General features: G+C 43.1%; 24 protein-coding genes. 10 read left to right on the forward strand and 14 right to left on the reverse strand.

The window, feature by feature from the left end:
• Window positions 1-40 precede the first annotated feature (40 nt).
• The 5 genes from cydC to NOM01_RS16265 form a co-directional block, all read right to left on the reverse strand.
• Window positions 41-1,801: a thiol reductant ABC exporter subunit CydC gene (cydC, locus tag NOM01_RS16245; RefSeq protein WP_255749621.1), complete on the reverse strand. Its 1,761-nt coding sequence runs from the start codon at window positions 1,799-1,801 to the stop codon at window positions 41-43.
• Complete coding sequence (gene cydD / locus NOM01_RS16250; RefSeq protein WP_255749642.1) at window positions 1,801-3,525, reverse strand: thiol reductant ABC exporter subunit CydD; 1,725 nt, start codon at window positions 3,523-3,525, stop codon at window positions 1,801-1,803. The genes cydC and cydD overlap by 1 nt, the downstream gene beginning before the upstream one ends.
• 71 nt (window positions 3,526-3,596) lie before the next feature.
• On the reverse strand, window positions 3,597-4,610 hold the full coding sequence (gene cydB, locus NOM01_RS16255; protein ID WP_255749622.1) for a cytochrome d ubiquinol oxidase subunit II: 1,014 nt from the start codon (window positions 4,608-4,610) through the stop codon (window positions 3,597-3,599).
• Window positions 4,597-6,000: a cytochrome ubiquinol oxidase subunit I gene (locus tag NOM01_RS16260; protein WP_255749623.1), complete on the reverse strand. Its 1,404-nt coding sequence runs from the start codon at window positions 5,998-6,000 to the stop codon at window positions 4,597-4,599. Before NOM01_RS16260 ends, cydB begins: the two co-directional genes overlap by 14 nt.
• A gap of 359 nt (window positions 6,001-6,359) precedes the next feature.
• Entirely contained in the window at window positions 6,360-6,692 is a 333-nt protein-coding gene (locus NOM01_RS16265) for a MerR family transcriptional regulator (protein ID WP_255749624.1), read from the reverse strand.
• Between the two features lie 195 nt (window positions 6,693-6,887).
• On the opposite strand from NOM01_RS16265, the gene NOM01_RS16270 reads away from it, so the two are divergent.
• Together NOM01_RS16270 and NOM01_RS16275 are read left to right on the forward strand one after the other, a co-directional pair.
• A complete protein-coding gene (locus tag NOM01_RS16270) occupies window positions 6,888-7,025 on the forward strand; it encodes a hypothetical protein (RefSeq protein ID WP_255749625.1) in 138 nt (45 codons plus the stop codon).
• Window positions 7,026-7,088: 63 nt separating this feature from the next.
• Complete coding sequence (locus tag NOM01_RS16275; RefSeq protein ID WP_255749626.1) at window positions 7,089-7,259, forward strand: Fur-regulated basic protein FbpA; 171 nt, start codon at window positions 7,089-7,091, stop codon at window positions 7,257-7,259.
• Between the two features lie 32 nt (window positions 7,260-7,291).
• Here the strand turns inward: NOM01_RS16275 and NOM01_RS16280 are convergent, their stop codons facing one another.
• Both NOM01_RS16280 and NOM01_RS16285 read right to left on the reverse strand, forming a co-directional pair.
• Window positions 7,292-7,867: an RBBP9/YdeN family alpha/beta hydrolase gene (locus tag NOM01_RS16280; RefSeq protein WP_255749627.1), complete on the reverse strand. Its 576-nt coding sequence runs from the start codon at window positions 7,865-7,867 to the stop codon at window positions 7,292-7,294.
• A 257-nt stretch (window positions 7,868-8,124) separates the two neighbouring features.
• Complete coding sequence (locus NOM01_RS16285) at window positions 8,125-8,730, reverse strand: phosphatidylglycerophosphatase A family protein (protein ID WP_255749628.1); 606 nt, start codon at window positions 8,728-8,730, stop codon at window positions 8,125-8,127.
• Window positions 8,731-9,276: 546 nt separating this feature from the next.
• Between NOM01_RS16285 and NOM01_RS16290 the strand changes: the two genes are divergently transcribed.
• The gene (locus NOM01_RS16290; protein ID WP_255749629.1) at window positions 9,277-9,960 is read left to right on the forward strand and encodes a DUF421 domain-containing protein; all 684 of its coding nucleotides are present in this window, start codon (window positions 9,277-9,279) and stop codon (window positions 9,958-9,960) included.
• A gap of 53 nt (window positions 9,961-10,013) precedes the next feature.
• On the opposite strand, the gene NOM01_RS16295 is transcribed toward NOM01_RS16290, so the two are convergent.
• Together NOM01_RS16295 and NOM01_RS16300 are read right to left on the reverse strand one after the other, a co-directional pair.
• The gene (locus tag NOM01_RS16295; RefSeq protein WP_255749630.1) at window positions 10,014-11,009 is read right to left on the reverse strand and encodes a hypothetical protein; all 996 of its coding nucleotides are present in this window, start codon (window positions 11,007-11,009) and stop codon (window positions 10,014-10,016) included.
• A gap of 161 nt (window positions 11,010-11,170) precedes the next feature.
• Window positions 11,171-12,307, reverse strand: coding sequence for a BMQ_0737 family morphogenetic spore coat protein (locus tag NOM01_RS16300; protein WP_255749631.1), 1,137 nt, complete (start codon window positions 12,305-12,307; stop codon window positions 11,171-11,173).
• A gap of 226 nt (window positions 12,308-12,533) precedes the next feature.
• On the opposite strand from NOM01_RS16300, the gene NOM01_RS16305 reads away from it, so the two are divergent.
• Both NOM01_RS16305 and NOM01_RS16310 read left to right on the forward strand, forming a co-directional pair.
• Window positions 12,534-12,836: a hypothetical protein gene (locus NOM01_RS16305; protein WP_255749632.1), complete on the forward strand. Its 303-nt coding sequence runs from the start codon at window positions 12,534-12,536 to the stop codon at window positions 12,834-12,836.
• Between the two features lie 54 nt (window positions 12,837-12,890).
• The gene (locus NOM01_RS16310; RefSeq protein ID WP_255749633.1) at window positions 12,891-13,130 is read left to right on the forward strand and encodes a hypothetical protein; all 240 of its coding nucleotides are present in this window, start codon (window positions 12,891-12,893) and stop codon (window positions 13,128-13,130) included.
• Between the two features lie 6 nt (window positions 13,131-13,136).
• Here NOM01_RS16310 and fabI read toward each other — a convergent pair whose 3' ends face one another.
• The gene (gene fabI, locus NOM01_RS16315; protein ID WP_255749634.1) at window positions 13,137-13,913 is read right to left on the reverse strand and encodes an enoyl-ACP reductase FabI; all 777 of its coding nucleotides are present in this window, start codon (window positions 13,911-13,913) and stop codon (window positions 13,137-13,139) included.
• A gap of 293 nt (window positions 13,914-14,206) precedes the next feature.
• Between fabI and NOM01_RS16320 the strand changes: the two genes are divergently transcribed.
• Window positions 14,207-15,373, forward strand: coding sequence for an FtsW/RodA/SpoVE family cell cycle protein (locus NOM01_RS16320; RefSeq protein ID WP_255749635.1), 1,167 nt, complete (start codon window positions 14,207-14,209; stop codon window positions 15,371-15,373).
• Window positions 15,374-15,500: 127 nt separating this feature from the next.
• Window positions 15,501-16,241: a bis(5'-nucleosyl)-tetraphosphatase PrpE gene (gene prpE / locus NOM01_RS16325; protein WP_255749636.1), complete on the forward strand. Its 741-nt coding sequence runs from the start codon at window positions 15,501-15,503 to the stop codon at window positions 16,239-16,241.
• On the opposite strand, the gene NOM01_RS16330 is transcribed toward prpE, so the two are convergent.
• Genes NOM01_RS16330 through yjbM form a run of 3 tightly spaced genes read right to left on the reverse strand, consistent with a single transcriptional unit; the run spans window position 16,222 to window position 18,715 of the window.
• On the reverse strand, window positions 16,222-17,160 hold the full coding sequence (locus NOM01_RS16330) for an RluA family pseudouridine synthase (RefSeq protein ID WP_255749637.1): 939 nt from the start codon (window positions 17,158-17,160) through the stop codon (window positions 16,222-16,224). The genes prpE and NOM01_RS16330 overlap by 20 nt on opposite strands.
• Before the next feature lie 32 nt (window positions 17,161-17,192).
• Window positions 17,193-18,032 carry an NAD kinase gene (locus tag NOM01_RS16335; protein ID WP_255749643.1) on the reverse strand — a complete coding sequence of 280 codons (840 nt, stop codon included), beginning with the start codon at window positions 18,030-18,032 and terminating at the stop codon, window positions 17,193-17,195.
• A 56-nt stretch (window positions 18,033-18,088) separates the two neighbouring features.
• On the reverse strand, window positions 18,089-18,715 hold the full coding sequence (yjbM, locus tag NOM01_RS16340) for a GTP diphosphokinase (protein ID WP_304654946.1): 627 nt from the start codon (window positions 18,713-18,715) through the stop codon (window positions 18,089-18,091).
• A 171-nt stretch (window positions 18,716-18,886) separates the two neighbouring features.
• Here yjbM and NOM01_RS16345 point away from each other — a divergent pair, with 171 nt between their 5' ends.
• From NOM01_RS16345 to NOM01_RS16355, 3 genes are read left to right on the forward strand one after another with little or no spacing between them, the layout of a single operon-like run.
• Window positions 18,887-19,471, forward strand: coding sequence for a CYTH domain-containing protein (locus NOM01_RS16345; RefSeq protein ID WP_255749639.1), 585 nt, complete (start codon window positions 18,887-18,889; stop codon window positions 19,469-19,471).
• Window positions 19,472-19,478: 7 nt separating this feature from the next.
• Window positions 19,479-20,213, forward strand: coding sequence for a lytic transglycosylase domain-containing protein (locus NOM01_RS17170; protein ID WP_304654947.1), 735 nt, complete (start codon window positions 19,479-19,481; stop codon window positions 20,211-20,213).
• Between the two features lie 16 nt (window positions 20,214-20,229).
• Complete coding sequence (locus NOM01_RS16355) at window positions 20,230-20,394, forward strand: hypothetical protein (RefSeq protein ID WP_255749640.1); 165 nt, start codon at window positions 20,230-20,232, stop codon at window positions 20,392-20,394.
• Window positions 20,395-20,464: 70 nt separating this feature from the next.
• Here the strand turns inward: NOM01_RS16355 and NOM01_RS16360 are convergent, their stop codons facing one another.
• Entirely contained in the window at window positions 20,465-22,159 is a 1,695-nt protein-coding gene (locus tag NOM01_RS16360) for a M3 family oligoendopeptidase (RefSeq protein ID WP_255749641.1), read from the reverse strand.
• Window positions 22,160-22,225: the final 66 nt, after the last annotated feature.

A 22,225-nucleotide genomic window follows, 5' to 3' on the forward strand; every position in this document is an offset into this window, starting at 1 on the left:
ATAAAAAAGAGGAGCGCTGTTCCGCGCTTCTCTTTTTTGTCTATCGATTTTGTTTTTCAATTGCCTGTCTTAAATAAAGGGGTACATCCAATTCGTAAAGACTGCGGTACCGTGCAGATTGACTGAAAAGCTGATCATGTCTGCCTTGCATGTGCACCTTACCATTGTCCATAAAAATAACTTGGTCCATTTTTTCTGTCCCGGTCAGGTGATGCGTGATCCAAATTAATGTTCTGCCCTCAAGTGTATCAAAAATCTTCTTTAATAAAGTCCTTTCAGTAATTGGGTCTAAACCGACAGTAGGCTCGTCCAAAATGACAATCGGCGTCTTTCTTAATAGTATACGTGCAAGAGCCAACCGTTCTTGCTCACCACCGGAAAATATGGAACCTGCTTCATGCATTTGAGTATGATATCCTTGCGGGAGCTGTTCAATGAGCGCATCCAACTCCACTTGTTTTGCCGCATTGACGATTTCATCCATCGTTGCCTCAGGACAACCGAGCGACAAATTGTTCAGGACAGATGTATCAAATAGATGCGGATTCTGGCTGAGAACGGATATTTGTTTTGATCGATCCGACCCAATTTGGTGAGCAGGAGTTCCATTTAAAGTCACCGTTCCCTTTTCAGGGACAAGTGTACCGTAAATTAAATGGGCGAGCGTCGATTTTCCTGCCCCGCTTCGTCCAATCACCGCAAGCTTTGTCCCTTGAGGCAGCTTCAGCGATACATCATGAACGGACCAGTCAACATTTTTTGCATATCTAAACGAGACATGGCAAATATCAATGGTGATCTTCTCAGCAGCTACTTTCCAATTCCCATCAGTTCGAATCTCTGTCGTCTGAGCTTGAGGCGTTTCAATTCTGTTCAGACGATTGAGTGCTCGTTCGTAGTGCGGCAAACGTTCAACTGCTTCTGAGAGAGGCACAAGCGCTTCTGCAACTGTAAATACCACCAGTGCGAATGCAGCGATTAATGTCGGATCAATCCTTCCTTCATGAGCAAGACGCCCGGACCATAGTACCAGAAGTACAACACAAAGACCGACAATTAATTGGGCAGCAAAATCGCGCCACTTTCTGAAAGAATGTAAGGAATGTTCCGCTGACCGCGATTCCCCCTCCAGCTGCTCATACTTTTCAAGAAAACGTTCCTGTCTGCCTGACATCATCCAATCTGCGGAACCCAAAACAGCATCGGTTAATTGTACGTAAAGTCTGTGCCTGCTTTGCGAAATAATGCGATGCCTTTTTCTCATCCATATTAAGGACGCAATTGGAAAGATGAGGAGCAGGAGAAGTAGATATAGTGCCATAAAACATGCGAAACCTAAATCAAACAGTCCAAGCATTGTAATCCATAACGCGTAAATAATAAGCGCAATTCCGCCGGGCAGTACGGTTCTTAAGAAGAGATCTTGAAGATGCTCAATATCTTCCGAAAGAACACTTAAAATGTCGCCTGTTTTGTATTTTGACTGAATAAACAAGGCGGATCGCTCAAGCTTTTCATACAAATGCGTGCGCATTTCAGAAAGTATTTTTAAGATCGTATTATGGCTTGCCAGTCTTCCCGCGTAATTAAATACTGCTCGGAAGGTACCAAAGGTCCGCACACCAACGATTGGAACATAAATCATCAGTATATTCTCCGGACGCAGGGCTGCTTTGGAAATTAAATAGCCGGATGTAAAAAGCAAGCCTGATGCGCAAAGAATGGCCATAAAACTGAGCAGACCGGCAAAAAGCAAGCCTCTCCAATGTTTTTTTATTGATGGTTTGAGCCACTCATTCATCAGATCCCCTCCAATTGAGAGCGAACCATTGCACGGTACACACCATTTGCTTGAATCAGTTCGTCCTGTGTTCCGATTTCAGCAATCTTACCGTCCTTAATGACGATCATTCGATCCATCTGTTCCATCCAGTGCAAGCGATGCGTCGCCAGCAGAACCAGCTTATTCTCAAATAACCGCAGCATCGGCTTTTTCAGTTCGTATTCTGTTTCAATATCAAGATGCGCCGTCGGTTCATCAAGCAATAAAATCGGACGGTCGCATAAAAAGGCACGCGCCAGTGCGACACGCTGCTCTTGGCCTCCGCTCAGCTGCCTTCCTCCATTGCCTATACGTTCATACAGTCCATTCGGAAAACGGCTCACAAGCGTATCCAGCCCTGCCTCATCTACTGCATGTGCGACCTGCTGCTGCGTTGCTTCCGGGGCATAAAAAGCAATATTATCACGCAGCGACGCACTGAATAGATAAGGATGCTGCGGAAGGTAGGTCACTTGCTGCCGCCATTCACTCGAGGTAAATACCGCAGCTTTGCCATTTACCGTTGTCGTGCCTGAATTTGCGTTTATAAAGCCGCCGATCAAATCGATCATTGTGGATTTACCCGCTCCACTGACGCCGATTATTCCTATCTTTTCGAAACCTGAAAACTGCAGATTCAGGTGATCAAGTGCTTTCTTACTTGAACCCTGATAAGCGACCGATCCGTTTTCAATAGCTAAAACCGCTTGTTTCGACCATCGATCGATATGAGATTCGTTTGTTGCCACCTGTTTCCCAATGGTTTCTTCCTTAGCATAGACATTTAATTTTCGTGCAGCTTCCTTGCCGTCAAGTGTGGCATGGTAATCCTGACCAAGTTCCCGAACCGGCAAAAAATATTCAGGGGCAAGAATGAGCACGGTCAGCGCCGGTTCCAATAAGATATGTCCGTCAACAAGCCGGATACCAAGTGCCACCGCAACAAAAGCGATCGACAGCATTGTAAAAAAGTCCAGAGCGAATGATGACAGAAAAGCGAGGCGCAATGTACTCATTGTCATCGTTCTGTATTTATCACTGACTCGATTAATCGTCTGCTTATGTCGTTTACTAATACCCAGATAGTAAAGTGTAGGCAGTCCTCTTAACGAATCAATAAAGTGGTTGGACAGCACGCGATAGGAGGCCCAGCGATCATCCATCTTTTTCTGTGCAGCGAGCCCGAGTAAAATCATAAAAATGATCAATATCGGCATGGTCAGGAGCAAAATAACTCCGGACATACGATCCGCCCAAAAAACATAGGCGAGAATTAATAATGGAATAATTCCATTCGCTGCCATCTTAGGAACAAAAAGTTCCAGATAATTCCGAGTTTGGAGCACTCCTTCGAGTGCGAGAGATACCATGGACCCGGTCCCTTCTTTTTTCACCGACCGCGGTCCGGTTTCAAAAAGCTTCCTCAGAAATGATTTCCTCAATTCAGAGCTTGTTCGATCAGCAAAACGATAGCAAGCTTGCTTGATAATGAGGATGAGTAAATATCTGAGCATCAATGCAACGAAAAAAAGGAGCAGATCGGAGCTTATGCTCGCAATCTGTTTCCCTGAAAAAAGGCCGGATACGCTCCGGCCCAAATATATCGCTTGCAAAATAATACACAATCCTTGAAATACCGTCAAGAACGCCGTTAATGCGAAAAGCGGCTTGGCGCCTTTATAAGACAACAGTTCCCGATCCATAAACAGGCTTGGCAATCATTTAATCTCGTTGTCACGAGGGCCAAGCGCCCACATCCTTTCCTTACTTTCTCTTAGTATTCCATATGTTCTTCTTTCGAAACTCTCTTTCTAAATACATAATAACTCCAAATCGAATAGCCGAGAACAAACGGAAGCAATGTAACCGCAACAATGGTCATAACAGTTAGTGAGTAGGAACCTGATGCTGAATTGTACACGGTTAAATCATAGGAAGTCTTGATGTTGCTGATCATCAGTCTTGGGAACAAACCAATAAACAATGAACTGATTGTCAGAACAATAACTCCAGCGTTCATTCCGAATGCCCATCCGTCACGCTTCTTACTTAAGAAAAATGCCGACAAAACCAGCAGAACGACGTCCAACGCATAGATCGGATACAGGAACACACCGCGTTTCGCAAACAGATCAGTGACAAAGAATGTAACCACAACAAAAACAATTGCGGCAACTGCCAGTATCCAAACTATTTTTTTAGCCAAGTCACGCGTGCGCTCTTGAATATCATTCGTCGTCCTTAGGCAAATAAAGACGAGCCCATGATAGAGGCACAAAAGTGTGATCAATACTCCGCCAAGAGCCGTGTACGGATTAACAATGCTCGTAAAGGTTGCATACATATTCATATTTTTATCAATCGGAAGTCCATAAACGAGCGATGAAAAAACGACTCCCCATAAGAATGGGCAGAGCAGGCTGGCGATAAAGATCGCCCAATCCCAAGTGCCTGACCATTTTGGGTGAGCGACCTTCGCTCTGTACTCAAACGCAGTTCCTCGCGCAATCAAGAGCAGCAGGAGGAAAACGAGCGGAACATAAAATCCGCTGAACAAGGTCGCATACCAGTTCGGAAAAGCGGCGAACATCGCACCGCCCGCTGTAATCATCCATACTTCATTTGCGTCCCAAAACGGCCCGATCGTGTTAATCAACATACGCCGCTCTGTTTCATTACGTGCGACAAACCGCGTAGCCATGCCGACACCGAAATCATAGCCTTCAAGGAAAAAGAAGCCAATAAACAAGACAGCAATTAGAAGAAACCACAATTCATTCAGTAACAACGTGATATCCCTCCCCGTCAAACGGATCGTTTGATTGAATCGTCATTTTATTATCGAGTGAAGGTCCTTCTTTAAACGTGCGTACAAACAGGTAAACCATGACGATGGCCATAATTGAGTACATGCTCATAAACGCAATGATCGAGAATAGCAGTTCTCCTGCCGACACATTGGGCGACACACTGGCAGCCGTTTGCATAAAGCCAAACACAGTCCACGGCTGACGGCCAATCTCCGTCATTAGCCATCCGGTTGTGCTGCCGATAAAAGGGATAGCGATTGCTGCGACCATGGTGCGTAAGAACCATTTATTATTCAGGAGTTTCTTTTTCCATACAAGGAACGCGCCGACAATGCCGAGCAGACAGAGCAGTCCACCCATAACCGTCATGATGCGGAACGTCCAAAAAGTTGTTTTCACAGGCGGAATATAATTCCCTGGACCATATTTTTCCACATATGCCTTTTGAAGACTTTCGATCCCCTCTACGCTTCCGCTGAATTTTCCGTACGAAAGGAAACTCAGCAAGTAAGGAATCTTTATTTCTCCTGTATTTTTATGATTTTTCGTATCAATCTTTGCAATAACGGTCCACGGAGCAGGATCGCTTGTATTCTGCCAGGTCCCTTCACTTGCCGCCATTTTCATTGGTTGCGTCTTTACCAGATACTGTGCCTGTGAATGTCCGACAAGTGCAAGGAGAACTCCGGACACGAGCCCGATCATTATTGCAATTTTAAATGATTTTAAATAGAAATCCACATGATTTCTTTTCAGCAATGCAATCGCACTGATACCGGCAACAACGAAAGCGCCGGTGGCAAATGAACCGAAAATAGTATGCGGGAATTCAACCCATAATTGAGGATTTGTTAAAAGTGCCAAGAAATCATTCATTTCCGCTCTTCCATTGTTGATATGAAAGCCAACCGGATGCTGCATAAATGAATTGGCAGTCAGAATCCAAAGGGCTGATAAACTCGTTCCAGCCGTAACCAGCCAAATGCAGGTAAGATGAACCTTTTTCGACAGTCTGTCCCACCCGAACAGCCACAGGCCGATAAATGTTGACTCCATAAAGAAAGCAAGCAATGCTTCAATCGCAAGAGGCGCTCCGAAGACATCGCCCATAAATCGCGAGTATTCGGACCAGTTCATTCCAAATTGGAACTCCTGCAGAATTCCTGTCACAACCCCAATCGCAAAGTTAATTAAAAAGAACTTCCCCCAAAATTGAGTCATTTTCTTGTAAATTTCATTATTCTTGACAACATACATCGTTTCCATAATTGACACAATCAGCACGAGGCCGATGGACAAAGGAACAAAAAAGAAGTGGAAAATTGTTGTTGCCGCATACTGAAATCTCGCTAAACTCAATACGTCCATACTCTCTCCTCTTTTCAAGTTGGTGACTTTTCATTGATGCCACCATTTATCTATAGGACATAAATCACATTCCCGACTTCTTCAATCGGGTTTAAATGTACAAAAGTGTAACAGATGTCACATTCCACTTCTTACTTTACAACTTCCATAGCATACTTTCCCCTTTAGCTAATGACAATTTTGTGAACAAAATATGGCGCATTTTTTTCTGTTTTGTGACAAAGCTCATGAAATCCATTGGCCTTACTGACCTAAATTCAATTTTTTCGCTTTCTCAAGACTTTCCGGCCATAGGAATTCTGTTTATAAATACAAAAAGATCCGGCATCGCTACCGGATCCAGATTAATTCAAGATTCATTAATCTCTTTTGTTAAAGTACGCATTCAATTGTCCGCGGATCATGCGTTCCCTCAGCTTATTATCATAACGCTTGCTCTCTTTTTTCTGCATTTCTTTACGTAGTTCGGAAGTCTGCATACCGTCTTCCATTTTATTGGCTATATCCATAAGCGCTTCCACATCTGAAAAAGAATACTTTCGGTTTCCTCGCTCTGTTCGTTCAGGAAAAATCAATTTTCTTTTTTCATAATAACGGATTTGACGTTCGCTGAGACCTGTAAGTTCACAAACAGTTCCGATCGTGATGACTTTCTTGTACAAATAAGCGTCTTTTGGAGAATGCGTCGCCATTCATTTATCATCCTCTCTTCGCAACCAACATGACTCATTAATCACGAAACAATTTTGTAAGATAATATTACATCATTATTTCCCATACATCAATCGGCATGTGAGAATTAATGACAAATGAATGGACGAAATAATTCATCCCGTTTAAACTAATAGATGGGTTATGTACGACGAATGGCTATAGGAGGCTTCTCAATGGAACAGGAAAAAGCGGCAAGTTTAGCAAAACGCATTATTCAGCTTGATCTGAAACGTGACGAATTACTGGAAGAATTAATTATGGTCAGCGGTAATGAGGCACTTGAACTATTAAGGCGTGTCCAAAATGCATAAATAAATTTCTTTACCTGCTCACGTGTGATCGAATATTTTTATAAAAGACAAGAGGTGTGGGTGATGACTGATACACTCACAAAAAATTACGAAGAGAAGAAGAATAATCTCATCGGCAAGATGCTGGATCATGGGATTTTTAAATTTAAAAATCATCAACTCTATGAGCTCTCCTTAACCGAGCTCGAGATTGCTTACAAAAGGTATTTGAAAGATAACTCATATATGAAATAAGCCAGAGGCTTCCGCCTCTGGCTTATTTTTTCTCAAACCGTTGTGCATGGCCAATATGCAGCATCTTCTAAGCAAAAACGAAGTATCCACGGCCATGGTCCGTACCCTGATTGGATATTAATATGCCCTTGCTCAGGAAAAATCAAACAAGGCACATGAAAGTCAAAATACTGTTTCATTTCCTCTTGGGGCAGAAAGCGGTCATTGGTTGATAAAATTAGTAATGTTTTCTTTGCAATGCTCGGTAATGAAGCTTTATCTTTTGGAAGCGGAAAAAAGTTTTGAATTTCTGGGTTGTCCAAATGCTCAGATGGCGGACAGACCATGATTACTCGATCGACCTTTCTTGCGTTATGCTGTGATGCATAATGGATCCAAAGGATACAGCCCAGACTATGTGTCACCACTACCAAGGGCTCATCTTTAGGAATCTCATCTATGGTCTCTTCAAGACAGTTGATCCAACTTTCTCTTACCGGATGATCCCACTGAGGAAATTGAGGAAACCAGACACGCTCTCCCCTTTTTTTCAATTCTTTAGTCAGCCACTCTTGCCAATGTCCGCTCGTACTGCCGCCAAGCCCATGTAGCACAAGAAAACAGGTCATATTCAGCACCTCATCAGTTAATTACGTTACCTCATAAAGAAAAAATTTTCTGGCCGAGTCCTTGGACACCGGCTGAACTCCCACATTATGTACAACGACATGCACGCAGTTAGCGGAAGTTTCTTCAAAGTTCTTCTTCTCTTTTCTTATACTAGGCACCCGCTAATTTCTTACTCTTTTGCGTTTTCTTTTTGTATTAAAAATCCGTTTAATACATTATATCATCAAATAAGCGGATCCAAGAGATCCGGATCCGCTTATTTTCTATTAGATTGCGAAACACGTTTTTCTTCGTCATCTCTTACTCGATGTGCAAGTCGGCTCGAAGCGTCCGCTGCAATGCTTGCAATCAAATCATCAAGGAATGTGTTGACTTTGCCCTCTTTTTCAAGATCCAGTCGGCCGATGATTTTAGGCTTCACTTTATCCAAATAGCCAAAAGTCGTAGCTGCAATACTGCCGAAACTGGACACAGCACCAAGCGCAATCGTTTCATCTACGCCGAACAAGCCTTCATCCTGATCAACGAGTGACTGCAAAGGTTCAGACAACAGTTTTTTTTCGGCAAGACGATCCAGTTCTATTCCTACGAGGATTGCATGCTGCAACTCTCTTTTGGCAAGTACCCCTTGAACATTCTCCACACATGTATCAATCGTCAATCCGGACATAAATGGCTTCTGTAAATCCAAAACGATTTCAGCAATGTCCTCAACGGTGACACCACGCTCAGCCAAAGCTGCTTCAACAGCATTGGCAATGGCCTGAGACGTCACTCTTTTTTTATGTGCCGAATAAAAGGTAGCACCCTTCGGCAGCCCCGGTGCGTAGGTCATGCTTTTTGAAAAAGGTTGTTCATTCATTCATCTTTTCTCCTTCCAAAGACAGATCAAGACTCGTCATTCTGTTCATTATTGAATTTTTGCATACGGCTGATTCAGCCGCTCCAAAACAAGATACGACCGAAAAGAACGTATAAGGCGCAGATCATTCATTAGGATTATTAAAGAAAGCACCAAAACAGTCGCAATAGGCTGATCTATACTGCTGAACGCCCAAAATTGCGTAATCCGCCTTCTTTCATTTTATGCTGAAGAACAAAAAGAAATGACGGAAGACATACAAAGTCACAAAAGTGTTGTAAAAAGCACGTTAAAAATGGTTTGCTCGCTCATCAAGAGACTGCAACGCTATCATAGCGTAATCGCCCTGTCCAAGCAAGGACGAGCTAAAAACGGCTCTATTTCTGTATGAGAACCTTGATTTTCTTTTTAGTCACAAGACAAGTGCACTATTTATTTTGAGATCATTTTTTTCTTCCATAATCGTATAAAATCTGCTGCTTCCTCTAAAACTAAACGAGCTTTGCTGCCAGCATGACAGCTGAATTCGGAAGGTGGTATGCGCCCATGAAAGAATTTATTTCTATTTGCGTTGAATTAAGTGTTGGATTGTTCGCCCTGCTTCTACTTACAAAAGTTATGGGCCGGGCATCAATGTCTGAGTCGACACCCTTTGACTTCATTTCAATGATCGTTGTCGGTGATTTTGTCAGCGATGCAATCTATGATCCGCAAACTCATGTTTTCAAGGTTATTTTTACGATTCTGTTTTGGGGGATTTTGATTTATCTTATTGATATTATTACATTGAAATATCATCAATCACGCGGTTTCTTCGAGAGTCAGCCTGCCTTAATTATCAATAAGGGGCAAATAGATCGAAAAATAATGAAAAAAAACCGTATCGACATGAATCATCTGCAAATGCTTCTGCGGGATCGGAATATTTTCTCGTTGCGTGAAATTGAATTTGCTATACTGGAGCCGAACGGTAAAATCTCCGTTATTCGCAAATCAGAATATGAACAAACAAAACGCAAAGATTTGAAACTCGCTAATGAAGCGGTATCCCTTCCAATCACTTTAATCAGTGACGGAACGATTATTGAGAAAAATTTGCCTTTAATCGGTAAAACAGAAGCGTGGCTAATTGACGAGCTGAAAAAGCACTCCATAGAAGAGCCAAGTCAAATCATGATCGCCGAATGGCGAAATGAGGACGGGCTGTTCCTTCAAAGGATACATTCTTAAACCCCAAAAGGTGTATCACTATTCCAACATTTGACCATCATATCCTATGCCATTCAGTCGGTATCACTTTTCTGCTCATGAAACGATGTGTTCACAACAATTTCATTACCGCACCTGACCTTATACACATTGTCTCCAAAGAAAACAAAGCACTCAATGCGTACAGAATCCAAGTAGCTGTGATCAATAGGTATTTGAAAATTAGTAAACGCCGTCGATTGCCTTGGACTTATAACGAGTGAATCAGATGGTCTCACCCATATTTCCCCAGACTCATTCGTTTCGTTCCCATCCTCCGTGTCCAAAATAACCCAAATATTTTCTTCTTGTTCGCCTTCCGCTAAAGGCAAATCTTCTTCGTGAACGACATGCCCTTTTAGTGCAGCAATATCTCCTGGATGAAAACGGAAGCAGATCGTTGGCGTATCCAGAGGCAGCGAGCCTGTATTTTCAATGAGCACATCCCCTTGAATCAAGCTTTTCCTCCCGCTCAGAATCCAAACGTAATTAATATAGGAAACAGCTCCATATTTTACTGGATGATGACTGTCCGCATTTGGAACGGGAGCCGTCTCTGTTCGTTTGCGCTCGTTCTTCAACCGATGTTCCAGTATGGCCAGCCGTTTTTCATAGACTTCAATGCGTCTGTTTTTATCATTAATTTCTGTTTGCACTTCACCAAGCAAGCGTTCATAACCTTGGACACGGCGATGATATTCATCACTTGATAAATCGGATTTCGACCGCTGATTCTGCTTCATCATTTCAATGGTTGCTTCAGCGGAATCAAGCTTTTCCTGAATCTCTTGTTCGTGCTGTTTCAGAGTCTCATAATCCTTGTTCAAGCTGGATAGTTGGTGCTTGAGCTTCTCATAACTCTTGTCAACTGCTTTTGTTTTTGCTGTTTTTTCATCCAGCTCTTTTTTTAACTGTGCTACTTCTTCCTTGGCGAAGATCATGCTTTGCTCCAATTTTAGCGCCTTATTCCGATAAAATTTCTGCCTGTCTTCCAATGAAGCTATTGTTAACATGTCCTTTTGGCTGGTCATGACTGGCGCCTCCCGAAAAATGTCATCACTGAAACCAGTATATGAAGGAATAGCTCGTCCATTGCTTGCTCATCTTTTTTTCTACTCAATGTGTCAGTTTTGAAGAAAAGTAAATAAAAAAAATAGAGAGTGAACAAATCACTCCCTACGTCCAATCATGCTTAGCCGAGATTTATTTTGATATTTCCTTCGTCTACTTCGACCAATCCAGTCGCAAATGTGACTTTTCTGCTCTTTTTATTAATAAGCTTCAGACTGAATTTATCTTGACCGTTTCCATCAGCCAGATCAAGTTCAAATCCTACTTCTTTATCATCGGCATGACCGACGCCGGAAATTTTTAGAATAGAATAGCCATTCTTTTCAAAAGCATCAAGTGAAGAAGGATCAAAACGGTCAGCCTCAAATGTAAAGTCCTTATCATGCTTGTCATCATCAAGGTCTTTGTATTTGAATTTTAGACTGCTTTCATCAAGATCATCACTGTCAATTGCGACTTTGATCGCTGCACGGCCATCGTACTCACATTCATCAGTTACGGGACCGGATGCTTCTCCTCGTGCACTGACCGTATGATGCTTCCTTGGGAAGATATCATCGCATTCTTCTGGAAAATCAGGTGTCGGGCACGGATCATCGTAATCCGGATCATCTACGCGGATATCATTGCCACGCGGTTTGCAGAATTTAGCCTGAACAGACAGTTTAACCTCTGCCTCAACCTGAATATCAGCACAGAAGAATACTTTCAGTCTAATAAATGGCGGGAACGGTCCATTGAGAATAACCGCATTATCTAGAATGCGTGCTGAGATTTTCGATACTCTGCAAAGAAGATCCGTTCCTTTCGGATAGCAAAGCGCAAACGGCTCAAGAGCGCTGACATCCGTTTTCAGTTTAGTGACCACTTCTCCCTCTCTGTCGACAACAAGAACAGTAATTGTTGCCGTGAACAGAATAGTGACAAGCTGAGCACTCACTTCTTGCCCATAAAGATGTCCTTCTACAGATTGTTTGCCGCCAACCTGCTCGCAAAAGAAATCTTTATGCTCACCTTTTTTTACCTCACTATTGTCGAGCGGAAATAAAGGCGGAGTTTTCGGTGTTTTAACCACTACGCGCAGTGGTCTTCTACTTGGGTCGGCCAAAGCGCATTCAATGTCTTCAAGCTGCGCTTCAGTAAACTGAAGTTTTAATTTTGTACCGATTTTGTCCGTAACCCAGTCGTAGACCTTGGGAACTCTGATACATTCATCCTTAAGCCTGCTTTTTGGCTTGGAGATTAGTTTACTTCCCATTTAAAACCTTCCTTTCTGTCAAATGTAAAAAAACATGGTTGGTTGTTTCCCTACATAGTATGGGTATGGCACGGGGATTGGCACAATTATGACTGCCCATTTTTTGTGCGGATAACTAGAAAAGTTCAGGGAACTGTTCAACTAGTGACGATGATCATCCGTAATAATTTTTCTCTTGGAGCAAAAGGTACGGATGGTCGCCTAAATAATATAGGAGGTGAACGGCTTGAATAACAATCATGAAGTTCAGGGAGAAAAGCAAAAGCTAAGTTCTATTCGGCACGTAAAATGGCCGACATGGCCGAGTAAGAAAAAAACTGCATCTCATCCAGAACAGAAGCAGCTAGCAGAAAAACAGCCTCAGATCGATGACCAGATTTCCCCTGCATTTGATGAACAAGACCCAGAATCAAGCAGTGAATCGATCCATCCTTTTCATCATGAGGAGGATGATCTGCATTCCGTCGAAATTGATCCTTTCCATATTAACAGCGATGATCGCCCATACGATCCGCCGCATTCTGAATAAAATGATGAAGGACAAAGAAAAAGGAGATGCGTTCGGTGAGTAGAGAAGAAGCTGATGAACAAATTCATGATAATCAGCAAAAAAACAAAGCTGATGATTTTTTTGAAGCCCCGAAGAAAAGAAAAAGCAGTTGCAGTACTTGCGGTCACGTCACTTGGCGGCCAAAAAACAATTAAAGAAAGAAAAAACGGTACCCATTCTCTCTATAGAGAAACGGATACCGTTTTTTTCTGTTCCACAAATAAGAAAGTGAAATTTAAGGTAATCATGAATTCGCCCAATGCAAAGTCATGAAGCTATTCAGATGCTAATGATGTTGAATCCTGCATCAACATGAATGGTTTCACCGGTAATATTCTTAGAAAGATCGCTGAATAGGAAAAGTGCGGTATTGCCGACATCTTCAGGACTAATCGAACGGCGAAGCGGTGCTTTCTCCTCAATAACCTTCAAAACACCATTGAAATCAGAAATTCCTTTTGCCGAAAGTGTACGGATCGGTCCGGCAGAAATGCCGTTCACACGAATATTATCCTTGCCAAGATCATTTGCCAAATACTTTACACTTGCATCCAAGCTGGCTTTTGCTACACCCATAACATTATAGTTTCTAACAACGCGTTCGCCGCCGAGATAGGTCATAGTGACAACGCTTCCACCCTCAGTCATCAAGCCTTTTGCTTCTTTAAGCACAGCAGTTAATGAATAGGCACTGACATTCTGCGCAAGCAGAAAACCGTCACGCGTCGTGTTCATATAGTCGCCGTCAAGTTCTTCCTTTTTGGCGAAGGCGATGCAATGAGCAAGTCCGTCAATTTTGCCGACATCTTCTTTAATTTTTGCAAATGTCGCTTTGATCTCTTCGTCAATCGTGACGTCACACGAATAGAAAAGACTGTCCTTCCCATCAAGTGTTGCCGCCAGCTTTTCCACAGATTCGCGAAAGCGTTCGTTATTGTACGTAAAAATGAGTCTAGCTCCGGCACGATCAAGTGCCTGCGCAATACCCCATGCGATGCTGCGTTTATTAGCAACACCCATAACTACATATGTACGCCCTTTAAGCGTTAATTCCATGTCCAATCCTCCCTATAGATCACGTCAATCCAATGGCTATTATATCATGAAAGAACGCCTGCGTCCTTTCATGCTTAGGTCTGCAGTCATTGATTCTCAAAATCCGCTAAAAAAGAGAATGTATAATCGAATACTTGTATAGCCCTTGCATTCAGAAATACAGTATATCTGCATTTTACTTGATCCATCTAAATGTTTCTTTTTTTCATGCTTTACGCTATCATGATTAAGTATTACCGATGTATTACTATAAGTTACCTCCACGAAACTTTTTTCAGAAGAAGGACAGACTCATGTTGAACAGAGATTCCCTTGCAAAAATAGATTATACGTTGTTTTTTATCATTTTCTTGTTCGCCTGCATCAGCTATTTATCAATCTCTATGGCTCCGCTCAAATCCGGTGCGCCTGCTCTAAGCATGGCTCACCGTCAAATTGCATGGTACATTGTCAGCATATTCATTGCTATTGGTATCATGTTCTTTGATTATGATCGTCTGAAACGGATGCACTGGATTTTTTATGGAATCGGAATGACACTGCTTTTAGGTCTCACCTTCGCCCAACTGGGTGTGCCGATTCCAATGGTCGATAAGTCTCACGGAGCCATGAGCTGGTATGCGCTCCCCGGTATCGGACAGCTGCAGCCTTCCGAGTTCATGAAATTATTTATGATTGTATCCATAGCTACAACGATTGATAAACATAATGAAGAATATTCGATTCGAGGACTAAGGGAGGACATGCTGCTGCTCGGCAAAATTGCGCTTGTATCCTTTCCTCCTTTTATGCTGGTCTTTGCTCAGCCGGACCTTGGAACCGCACTCGTCATGTTCAGTATCATCGTTTCCATGACCTCGGTCAGCGGCATCAATTGGAAACTGATTTTAGGCATTTTTGCATCGATTATCTGTGGATTAGCTTTTTTCGCCATCAGCTGGTTCCACTTTCCTGAAATCATTAATATTTTCCTTAAATCGCACCAAAAGGATCGTTTTTTAGCTTGGCAGGATCCGCAGCGTTATTCTTCTGATGTAGGCTACCAGTTGATCCAGTCTCTTAAATCCATTGGTTCCGGAGAATTTTTCAATTACCGGTTTAACTCGTCAATTACCTTGCCTGAGTCCTATAATGACTTTATATTCGCTGTAATTGGCGGGAGTTTCGGTTTCATTGGCGCGGTAACGGTCATCTTGCTGTTCTTTCTGTTTGTTTCCCGAGTAATCAAAGCAGCTGTTGAAACGCACGACCCATTTGGAAGTTATATTTGTACCGGGATCGTCGGCATGGTCATGTTTCAGGTATTTGAAAATATCGGCATGACCATTCAAGTCATGCCCGTCACCGGGATCACCTTGCCTTTTCTAAGTTATGGAGGAAGTTCGCTGCTTGCCAGCATGATCTGTGTCGGTATTGTTCAAAGCGTACGAATGCAAACACAAAAGTTCATGTTTTCCTAACAGCCGCGGTCAGCGGCTGTTTTTTTTACAAGCAGTCAGCGGCAAAATGATAAGAAATATCAGCAATGATTCGTTTAAAGTAAGTTGGGAAAAATAGTATTGAATACGTAATTGAGGGATGATATACATGTACGATGTGATTGGTGATATCCATGGCTGTCTCACAGAATTTACTCAATTGACAGAGAAACTCGGTTATCGATGGGTACATCAACTGCCCATCCACCCTGAGCAAAGAACACTTGTTTTTGTCGGCGATATCACGGATCGCGGTCCGTCTTCCGTTGAAATGATCCGAATTGTTGCCAATTTAGTAGAGCAAGGGCTTGCCTTGTACGTTCCCGGCAATCACTGCAATAAGTTGTACCGGCTCCTGATTGGAAGAAACGTACAGGTCGCGCACGGACTTGAAACAACCGTACAAGAACTCAACCAATTGGACAATCGCCATCGTGAACAGATATCGGAACAATTTATCGCACTCTACAAAAAATCGCCGCTGATTCTTTACCTCGATCAGCAGCAATTAGTTGTTTGCCATGCAGGCGTGCAGGAAAATAATTTATTTAAACCGCTCACGAGTGCGATGAGATCCTTTGCTCTGTACGGTGATACTACAGGAAAAAAAGATGCAAATGGACTTCCTGAACGGCGCGATTGGGCAAGACAGTACCACGGTAAACCTCTGATTGTATATGGCCATACTCCGGTGGCGAGACCGCGCTGGAAAAATCATACGTTGAACTTAGATACCGGATGCGCGTTTGGCGGTATGCTGAGCGCACTACGCTACCCAGAAATGAAACTGGTTGCTGTTCCATCCTCCATGCCGCGAATCTCGGATCGCTTCAGATCGTTTCCAGATTGATTGGATTTGCTAGAAGTGTCTGCATATCGTCTGGACACTGTTTATGCAGATGGATCGGCTCGCCGGTAAACGGATGTATAAAGGAGACTTCAAAACTATGCAGTGCCTGTCGTTCAATCCGCTCTAACGTTCCACCATACAGATCATCACCCAAAAGCGGATGCCCAATTGATGCGAAATGAACACGGATCTGATGTGTTCTCCCGGTCTGCAGCCGCACGGCGACGAGTGTCCAGTTACTATATCGCTCAAGCACCTTGTAATGAGTAATTGACCGTCGACCATTCTGCCAATCGACCATTCGCTCAATTGCACTTCCCGCACGGCGGCCGATCGGTGCATCGATTACACCCTGATCCTGGTGCACCGTTCCCTCGACACATGCCAGATATCTGCGATGGATTTCTTTCTTCTTCTGCATCTTAAAAAAGCGCTCATGACTGAAGCGATGCTTGGCAACTAACATCAAGCCGGATGTGTTGCGATCCAGTCGATTAATAATATGGACGGTTGACGCAAGATTTTCTTCTTTAAAATAACGCAGCAAGCCGTTTGCTAACGTTCCGGACGGATATTGATGAGATGGAATAACAGGTATTCCTGCCGGTTTATTCACAATGAGGACAACATCATCTTCGTATACAATATCGAGTGGCATTGACTCATCGGAAAGAAACTCACTCGGCATCTCCGGTGGAAAGACAATGGTTAGCTTCTCACCCTTCTGAAGTACATGACGCACGGAACGTTCCTCACCGTCAACTAGTAATTTACCGCCTTTATATTTAATTGCGGACAACGCACGCCGTGATACTTTGATTTCTTTTTTTAGATAATCGCGCATAACCATTCCCTGTTCAGCAGAACTCATGGTTTTCACTATGGTATAACACTGCTTCTCCATTTTATTCGGAACCATATATTCCTCATTCACGTCCTTATCTTAGATAACTAGCCAATAAACGAATCACGTACGCGGCGCCAAAATGGAAAACGGCGAAAACGAGCAAAGCGGATTTTTTCTTCTGCGACGCCAAATTCAATCTGTTTCACTTGATCATGGACACTTGATAAATGATCCACTGAAAGAGTAAAGGATTTGTCCATGACCGGCATGACCTGACAACGGTGATGCTCAGGCATTATGAGTGGTGAGCCCACCGTTCGATAAACCCGATTATTAATCGATGCGATCTCAGTCAACTGGATTGAAGAAAGTGAGGGGTGAATAATCGCTCCGGACAGTCCCTTGTTGTAAGCTGTGGAACCTGTCGGTGTAGAAAAACACAGCCCATCTCCTCTAAAACTCTCAAATTTTTCACCCTTGATCATCACATCCGCAACAAGCAGCCCTTCAACACTGCGCACCGTACATTCATTTAATGCCAAAAAATGTTTCGATTGTGTACCGTCCATGAAATCAACGGCAATACGCAGAAGTGGATACTCAACCATATCGAAGCTTTTTTCAATAACTGATTGAATAAGGCCGTCAACCTCTTCAGCGGTCCAATCGGCATAAAAGCCTAAATGTCCGGTATGCAGCCCTACAAATGCCGTTTTACTCAAGCGATCAGAATAGCGATGAAAAGCCTGAAGCAGCGTACCGTCACCGCCAACTGAAATAACAAGGTCCGGTTCCATGTCATCATAGATGAGCTTGTGCAGCGTCAATTGCTCAAAAATGCGCTTCCGCAACGCAGAAGAGAGCTCATCTCCTCTTTTTTCAATCGCAAATTTTTTTAAGCTGCCAGCGGGAACACTCTTTATGTACCGCGGTTTTTGTTCCATCTCGCCATAACCTTCTTCCAACTTATTCATTGCGGATCTACGTCCTGCTCTAAGGCTTATTTTTCTTCATCAGCGTTTTTCTGAAGAAAACGCAGCTGGGCTACACGAATTTCATCTCTAATTTGGGACATCTCCTCATCAAGACGAAAGGCAGCCTCAGCGGCACTGAGCAGCCTTTTTTTTACATCAATCGGTATTTTCCCATTATATTTATAGTTCAATGAATGCTCAATCGTCGCCCAGAAATTCATTGCCAGCGTGCGTACCTGAATTTCAACCAAGATCTTCTTCTCACCGCTCACTGTCTGCACAGGATACTGAACAACAACATGATAAGAACGGTAACCGCTTTTTTTCTTCTCATTGATATAATCACGTTCTTCGACCACCACTAAATCCGTGCGGCCACGAATCAGTCGTACAACCCGGTGTATATCATCCACAAATTGGCACATGACACGTATCCCGGCAAGATCCTGCATTTGTGTATTCAACTGAGCCAGCGGCATCCCTTTTCGTCGCGCTTTCTCCATAATACTCGGTATCGGTTTTACTCTGCCTGTAACAAATTCAATCGGTGAATTTTCCGAGGTCACCTCATAAAGATCACGATAGCCGCGCAATTTAACTTTAAGTTCATCTACTGCTTGCTTGTAGGGCGCAAGGAATATATCCCACTCCATTCCAATCACTCCATCTGGTCAAAGACAAGAACAACGTGTCGTCATTAATGCTGCTCGTCCACCTGAAAATTTACTTCGGTCTGTTGTTTCTTCACACCCATTATGTCATAATTTAGAGGAAGTTACGAGTATCTGCTTTAGCACCATAGATGAGGGCGGGGCGTAAGACAAATGGCTCAGGAATTGGAAATTGAATATAAGAATATGTTGACAGGTGATGAATTTTCCAAACTTTGTACGGTATTTGGACTGAAAACAACCTCGTTTTTCAAACAAGTAAATTATTATTTTGACACCCCCACCTTCGCTTTGATGAATAAAAAAACGGTCCTGCGTATCCGAGAAGTCGGAAAACAGCATGACTTTACATTAAAACAACCGCATAACGGCGTTATTCTTGAGACTCATCAAGAGCTTGATGATGAAGAAAGCCGATCCATGATCCAGCTTGGGATCGTTCCTCCCGGTGAAATCGAACAAGCGATCACAAAAGTAGGCGTGGATGCAGATCAGCTTGTGCTCATTGGCGAATTGACAACGAAACGCTGTCAATTCCCCTACCAATCCGGTAAATTGTTTCTGGATCACAGCTTATACTTAGATCATAATGATTACGAGTTAGAATATGAAGCGGCAGATCAAGGTTCAGGATCGGACATCTTCAATACATTGCTTCTTGAACACTCAATACCCCGCAGGGCATCAAAAAGTAAAATGATTCGTCTTTTTCAAGCGACACAGGAAAAAAGGAGCTGAACCGGCAATGTCTACTGACACAAACACACTTGCCCAACTTCTATCCATGTCGGTCATGTCCGGCAATCAGATTTTCTCTGATCAATCCAGTACCTCGTCCGTACAAATGAATACTCAAAACTCAAATTTGTTCGGCACATTGCTTTCATTAATGATGAATATGGACAGCACAAGTACATCGGGCAGCAACGGATTGAGCAGTTTGAACACTAATCTTTTAAGCCCAGCAGCAATGACTTCTGATCCGTCACTTGCCACGGATTCAAGTACAGCATCCGATCAGTTGCTGTGGCAGCAGTTCTCTTCCTCTGTCTCGCCATTGTCGATGAAGAACCCATCTTCCACCACCGGCGGCACATCAGATTATAATGAAATCATTCAGGCAATGAGCAAGAAGTACTCTGTTGATGCCAACCTGATTCGATCCGTTATTGACGCTGAGTCCGGCGGCAATCCGAATGCTGCCAGTGCGGCTGGCGCGCAAGGACTCATGCAGCTGATGCCCGGAACAGCAACAGGACTGGGAGTCACTAATGCTTTTGATCCTGTCCAAAATATTGAAGGCGGAACTAAATATCTGCGCAAACTGCTTGATCGTTTTAACGGAAATTATTCGCTTGCCTTGGCTGCTTACAACGCAGGATCAGGTAATGTAGAAAAATACGGCGGAATCCCTCCATTTGCCGAAACACAAGCTTACGTGAAAAAAATTATGAGCAAAATCCAAACGGCTAACGTATGAAAGGCGGTACCTTCTTATGGATGAAGAAAAGCTGAAAGCTCTTGAGGCCAAAGTTGATGCTCTTGAAAAAAAGGTTAAAGTTCTTGAAGCAGATAGACAGCGACCATTGATGGGATCGAACGTTTGGGTGCTAGTTCCCGTTGCCGCGATTATCATGTGGGGTTTACAAGGCCTCTTTTAATTTTTTCAAAAAAAGTTCCCGCATCTTTTGGATACGGGAACTTTTTCTATTCAATGCACATCCATTAGCATTAAAAACTGCTGTCATCAATCTGATCCAGCCAATCAGTCACGGCATGAACAACTGATTCGACGCAGCCTTCTTTAAACGGTGATTCCAGACCGGCAGTCTTAACTAATTCCAGGAACGATCTGCTTCCGCCCTGCTTGCACAGATTTAAATAATCTTTCCATGCAGCATCATAATCTTCCTGCGACTTCTTCCAGAACTCAAATGCACATACTTGAGCCAATGTATAGTCGATATAATAGAACGGTGATTCATAGATATGTCCCTGACGCTGCCAAAATCCGCCGCTCTCAAGGAATTCAATGCCGTCATAATCACGGTATGGCAAGTACTTTTTCTCAATAGCCTTCCATGCCTGCTTACGTTCCGCCGGGGTCATTTCCGGGTGTTCATAAACGACATGCTGAAATTCATCAACACTCACGCCGTAAGGCAGAAATAAGAGCGCATCGCTCAAATGTGAGAATCTGCGTTTATCAGCATCTTCTTTAAAGAACAGATTCATCCACGGCCATGTAAAAAATTCCATGCTCATCGAATGGATTTCTGCACCTTCAAAAGTCGGCCAGCGATATTCAGGAATTTCGGTATGAGTTGAATAAACCTGAAACGCATGACCCGCCTCGTGTGTTAAGACATCAATATCAGCTGCCGTACCGTTGAAATTAGAGAAAATGAATGGTGATTCATAGTCAAAAATATATTCGCAATAACCACCGCCAGCTTTTCCTTTAGTTGCCAGTAGATCCATCAAATGATGATCAAGCATGAATTGGTAAAATTCGCCTGTTTCTGCCGACAGCTCTGAATACATCTTCTTTCCGTTATCAATGATCCATTCAGCGTCCCCCTTAGGAGCTGCATTTCCGGTCGTGAATTGGAACGGTACATCGTAAAACTTTAATTTGTCAACATTGATGCGTCTGCGTTGACGTTCATAAAGACGGTTCGCTGCAGGAACTACATATTTGCGAATCTGCTCACGATAATTTTTGACCATATCACGGTCGTAGCCAATGCGGGCCATTCGGTAATAGCTGAGATCAGCATAGTTCTTAAACCCAAGCTTATGTGCAATTTCCGTCCTGATTTTCACCAATTGATCATAGATTTCGTCAAACTCTTGTTCATGATCAGCAAAGTAACCGAAATATGCTTTAAGCGCCGCACTTCTCACTTCACGATCAGAAGACTGCTGGAATGGCGCCAGCTGAGCCAGCGTACGTTCCTTACCTTGGAACGGAATTTTCGCAGCAGCAATTAATTTAGTATACTTGGATGCCCACTTATTTTCTTGCTGCATCAGCGGAATCACTTCAGGTGAAAAGGATTTGAGCTGTGCTTCGGCAAGCGCGAAAAGCTGTCTGCCCCATTTCTTCTCCAGCTCCGCACGAAACGGAGAGGCAAGGAGCAATTTATAAAACTCGGTCGTCTTCCCTTCAAATATCGGCATCGTTTCATCGGAAAAATCATTCTCATCTTTATAGAAAGGATCCTCCGTGTTGATCGTATGCCTGATTTCAACAAGTCGAAACATTGTGTCCAAATGCATACGCATGCGATTGATTTCTTCAGCAGCATGTACCGCTTTATCAAGCGTATCAGCACTTTTAAATGCGTCAAATGCTTTACTGAATGCTTCTTCGTATTTAGCGACATCCGGTCGTTCGTATTTATAATCTTCAAAAACCGTCACTGCAAAACACCCCTTTTTTAAATCTTTCTTCTCTTTCTTCCTCGTTTTTCCACATCTCAACTATTA

This window comes from Sporolactobacillus sp. STSJ-5 (assembly GCF_024385605.1).
Taxonomy (GTDB): Bacteria; Bacillota; Bacilli; order Bacillales; family Sporolactobacillaceae; genus Sporolactobacillus.

Bases quoted from the DNA above. Each gene is read 5' to 3' on its own strand.
- NOM01_RS16345 (WP_255749639.1), top strand. From the start codon at position 18,887: ATGGCTCAGGAATTGGAAATTGAATATAAGAATATGTTGACAGGTGAT.
- NOM01_RS16300 (WP_255749631.1), bottom strand. From the start codon at position 12,307: ATGGGAAGTAAACTAATCTCCAAGCCAAAAAGCAGGCTTAAGGATGAA.
- NOM01_RS16310 (WP_255749633.1), top strand. From the start codon at position 12,891: ATGAACAAATTCATGATAATCAGCAAAAAAACAAAGCTGATGATTTTT.
- NOM01_RS16355 (WP_255749640.1), top strand. From the start codon at position 20,230: ATGGATGAAGAAAAGCTGAAAGCTCTTGAGGCCAAAGTTGATGCTCTT.
- NOM01_RS16265 (WP_255749624.1), bottom strand. From the start codon at position 6,692: ATGGCGACGCATTCTCCAAAAGACGCTTATTTGTACAAGAAAGTCATC.
- NOM01_RS16295 (WP_255749630.1), bottom strand. From the start codon at position 11,009: ATGACCAGCCAAAAGGACATGTTAACAATAGCTTCATTGGAAGACAGG.
- NOM01_RS16260 (WP_255749623.1), bottom strand. From the start codon at position 6,000: ATGGACGTATTGAGTTTAGCGAGATTTCAGTATGCGGCAACAACAATT.
- cydD (WP_255749642.1), bottom strand. From the start codon at position 3,525: ATGGATCGGGAACTGTTGTCTTATAAAGGCGCCAAGCCGCTTTTCGCA.
- NOM01_RS16270 (WP_255749625.1), top strand. From the start codon at position 6,888: ATGGAACAGGAAAAAGCGGCAAGTTTAGCAAAACGCATTATTCAGCTT.
- NOM01_RS16280 (WP_255749627.1), bottom strand. From the start codon at position 7,867: ATGACCTGTTTTCTTGTGCTACATGGGCTTGGCGGCAGTACGAGCGGA.
- fabI (WP_255749634.1), bottom strand. From the start codon at position 13,913: ATGGAATTAACGCTTAAAGGGCGTACATATGTAGTTATGGGTGTTGCT.
- NOM01_RS17170 (WP_304654947.1), top strand. From the start codon at position 19,479: ATGTCTACTGACACAAACACACTTGCCCAACTTCTATCCATGTCGGTC.
- NOM01_RS16330 (WP_255749637.1), bottom strand. From the start codon at position 17,160: ATGGTTCCGAATAAAATGGAGAAGCAGTGTTATACCATAGTGAAAACC.
- NOM01_RS16290 (WP_255749629.1), top strand. From the start codon at position 9,277: ATGAAAGAATTTATTTCTATTTGCGTTGAATTAAGTGTTGGATTGTTC.
- NOM01_RS16275 (WP_255749626.1), top strand. From the start codon at position 7,089: ATGACTGATACACTCACAAAAAATTACGAAGAGAAGAAGAATAATCTC.
- prpE (WP_255749636.1), top strand. From the start codon at position 15,501: ATGTACGATGTGATTGGTGATATCCATGGCTGTCTCACAGAATTTACT.
- cydC (WP_255749621.1), bottom strand. From the start codon at position 1,801: ATGAATGAGTGGCTCAAACCATCAATAAAAAAACATTGGAGAGGCTTG.
- NOM01_RS16320 (WP_255749635.1), top strand. From the start codon at position 14,207: ATGTTGAACAGAGATTCCCTTGCAAAAATAGATTATACGTTGTTTTTT.
- NOM01_RS16335 (WP_255749643.1), bottom strand. From the start codon at position 18,032: ATGGAACAAAAACCGCGGTACATAAAGAGTGTTCCCGCTGGCAGCTTA.
- yjbM (WP_304654946.1), bottom strand. From the start codon at position 18,715: ATGGAGTGGGATATATTCCTTGCGCCCTACAAGCAAGCAGTAGATGAA.
- NOM01_RS16285 (WP_255749628.1), bottom strand. From the start codon at position 8,730: ATGAATGAACAACCTTTTTCAAAAAGCATGACCTACGCACCGGGGCTG.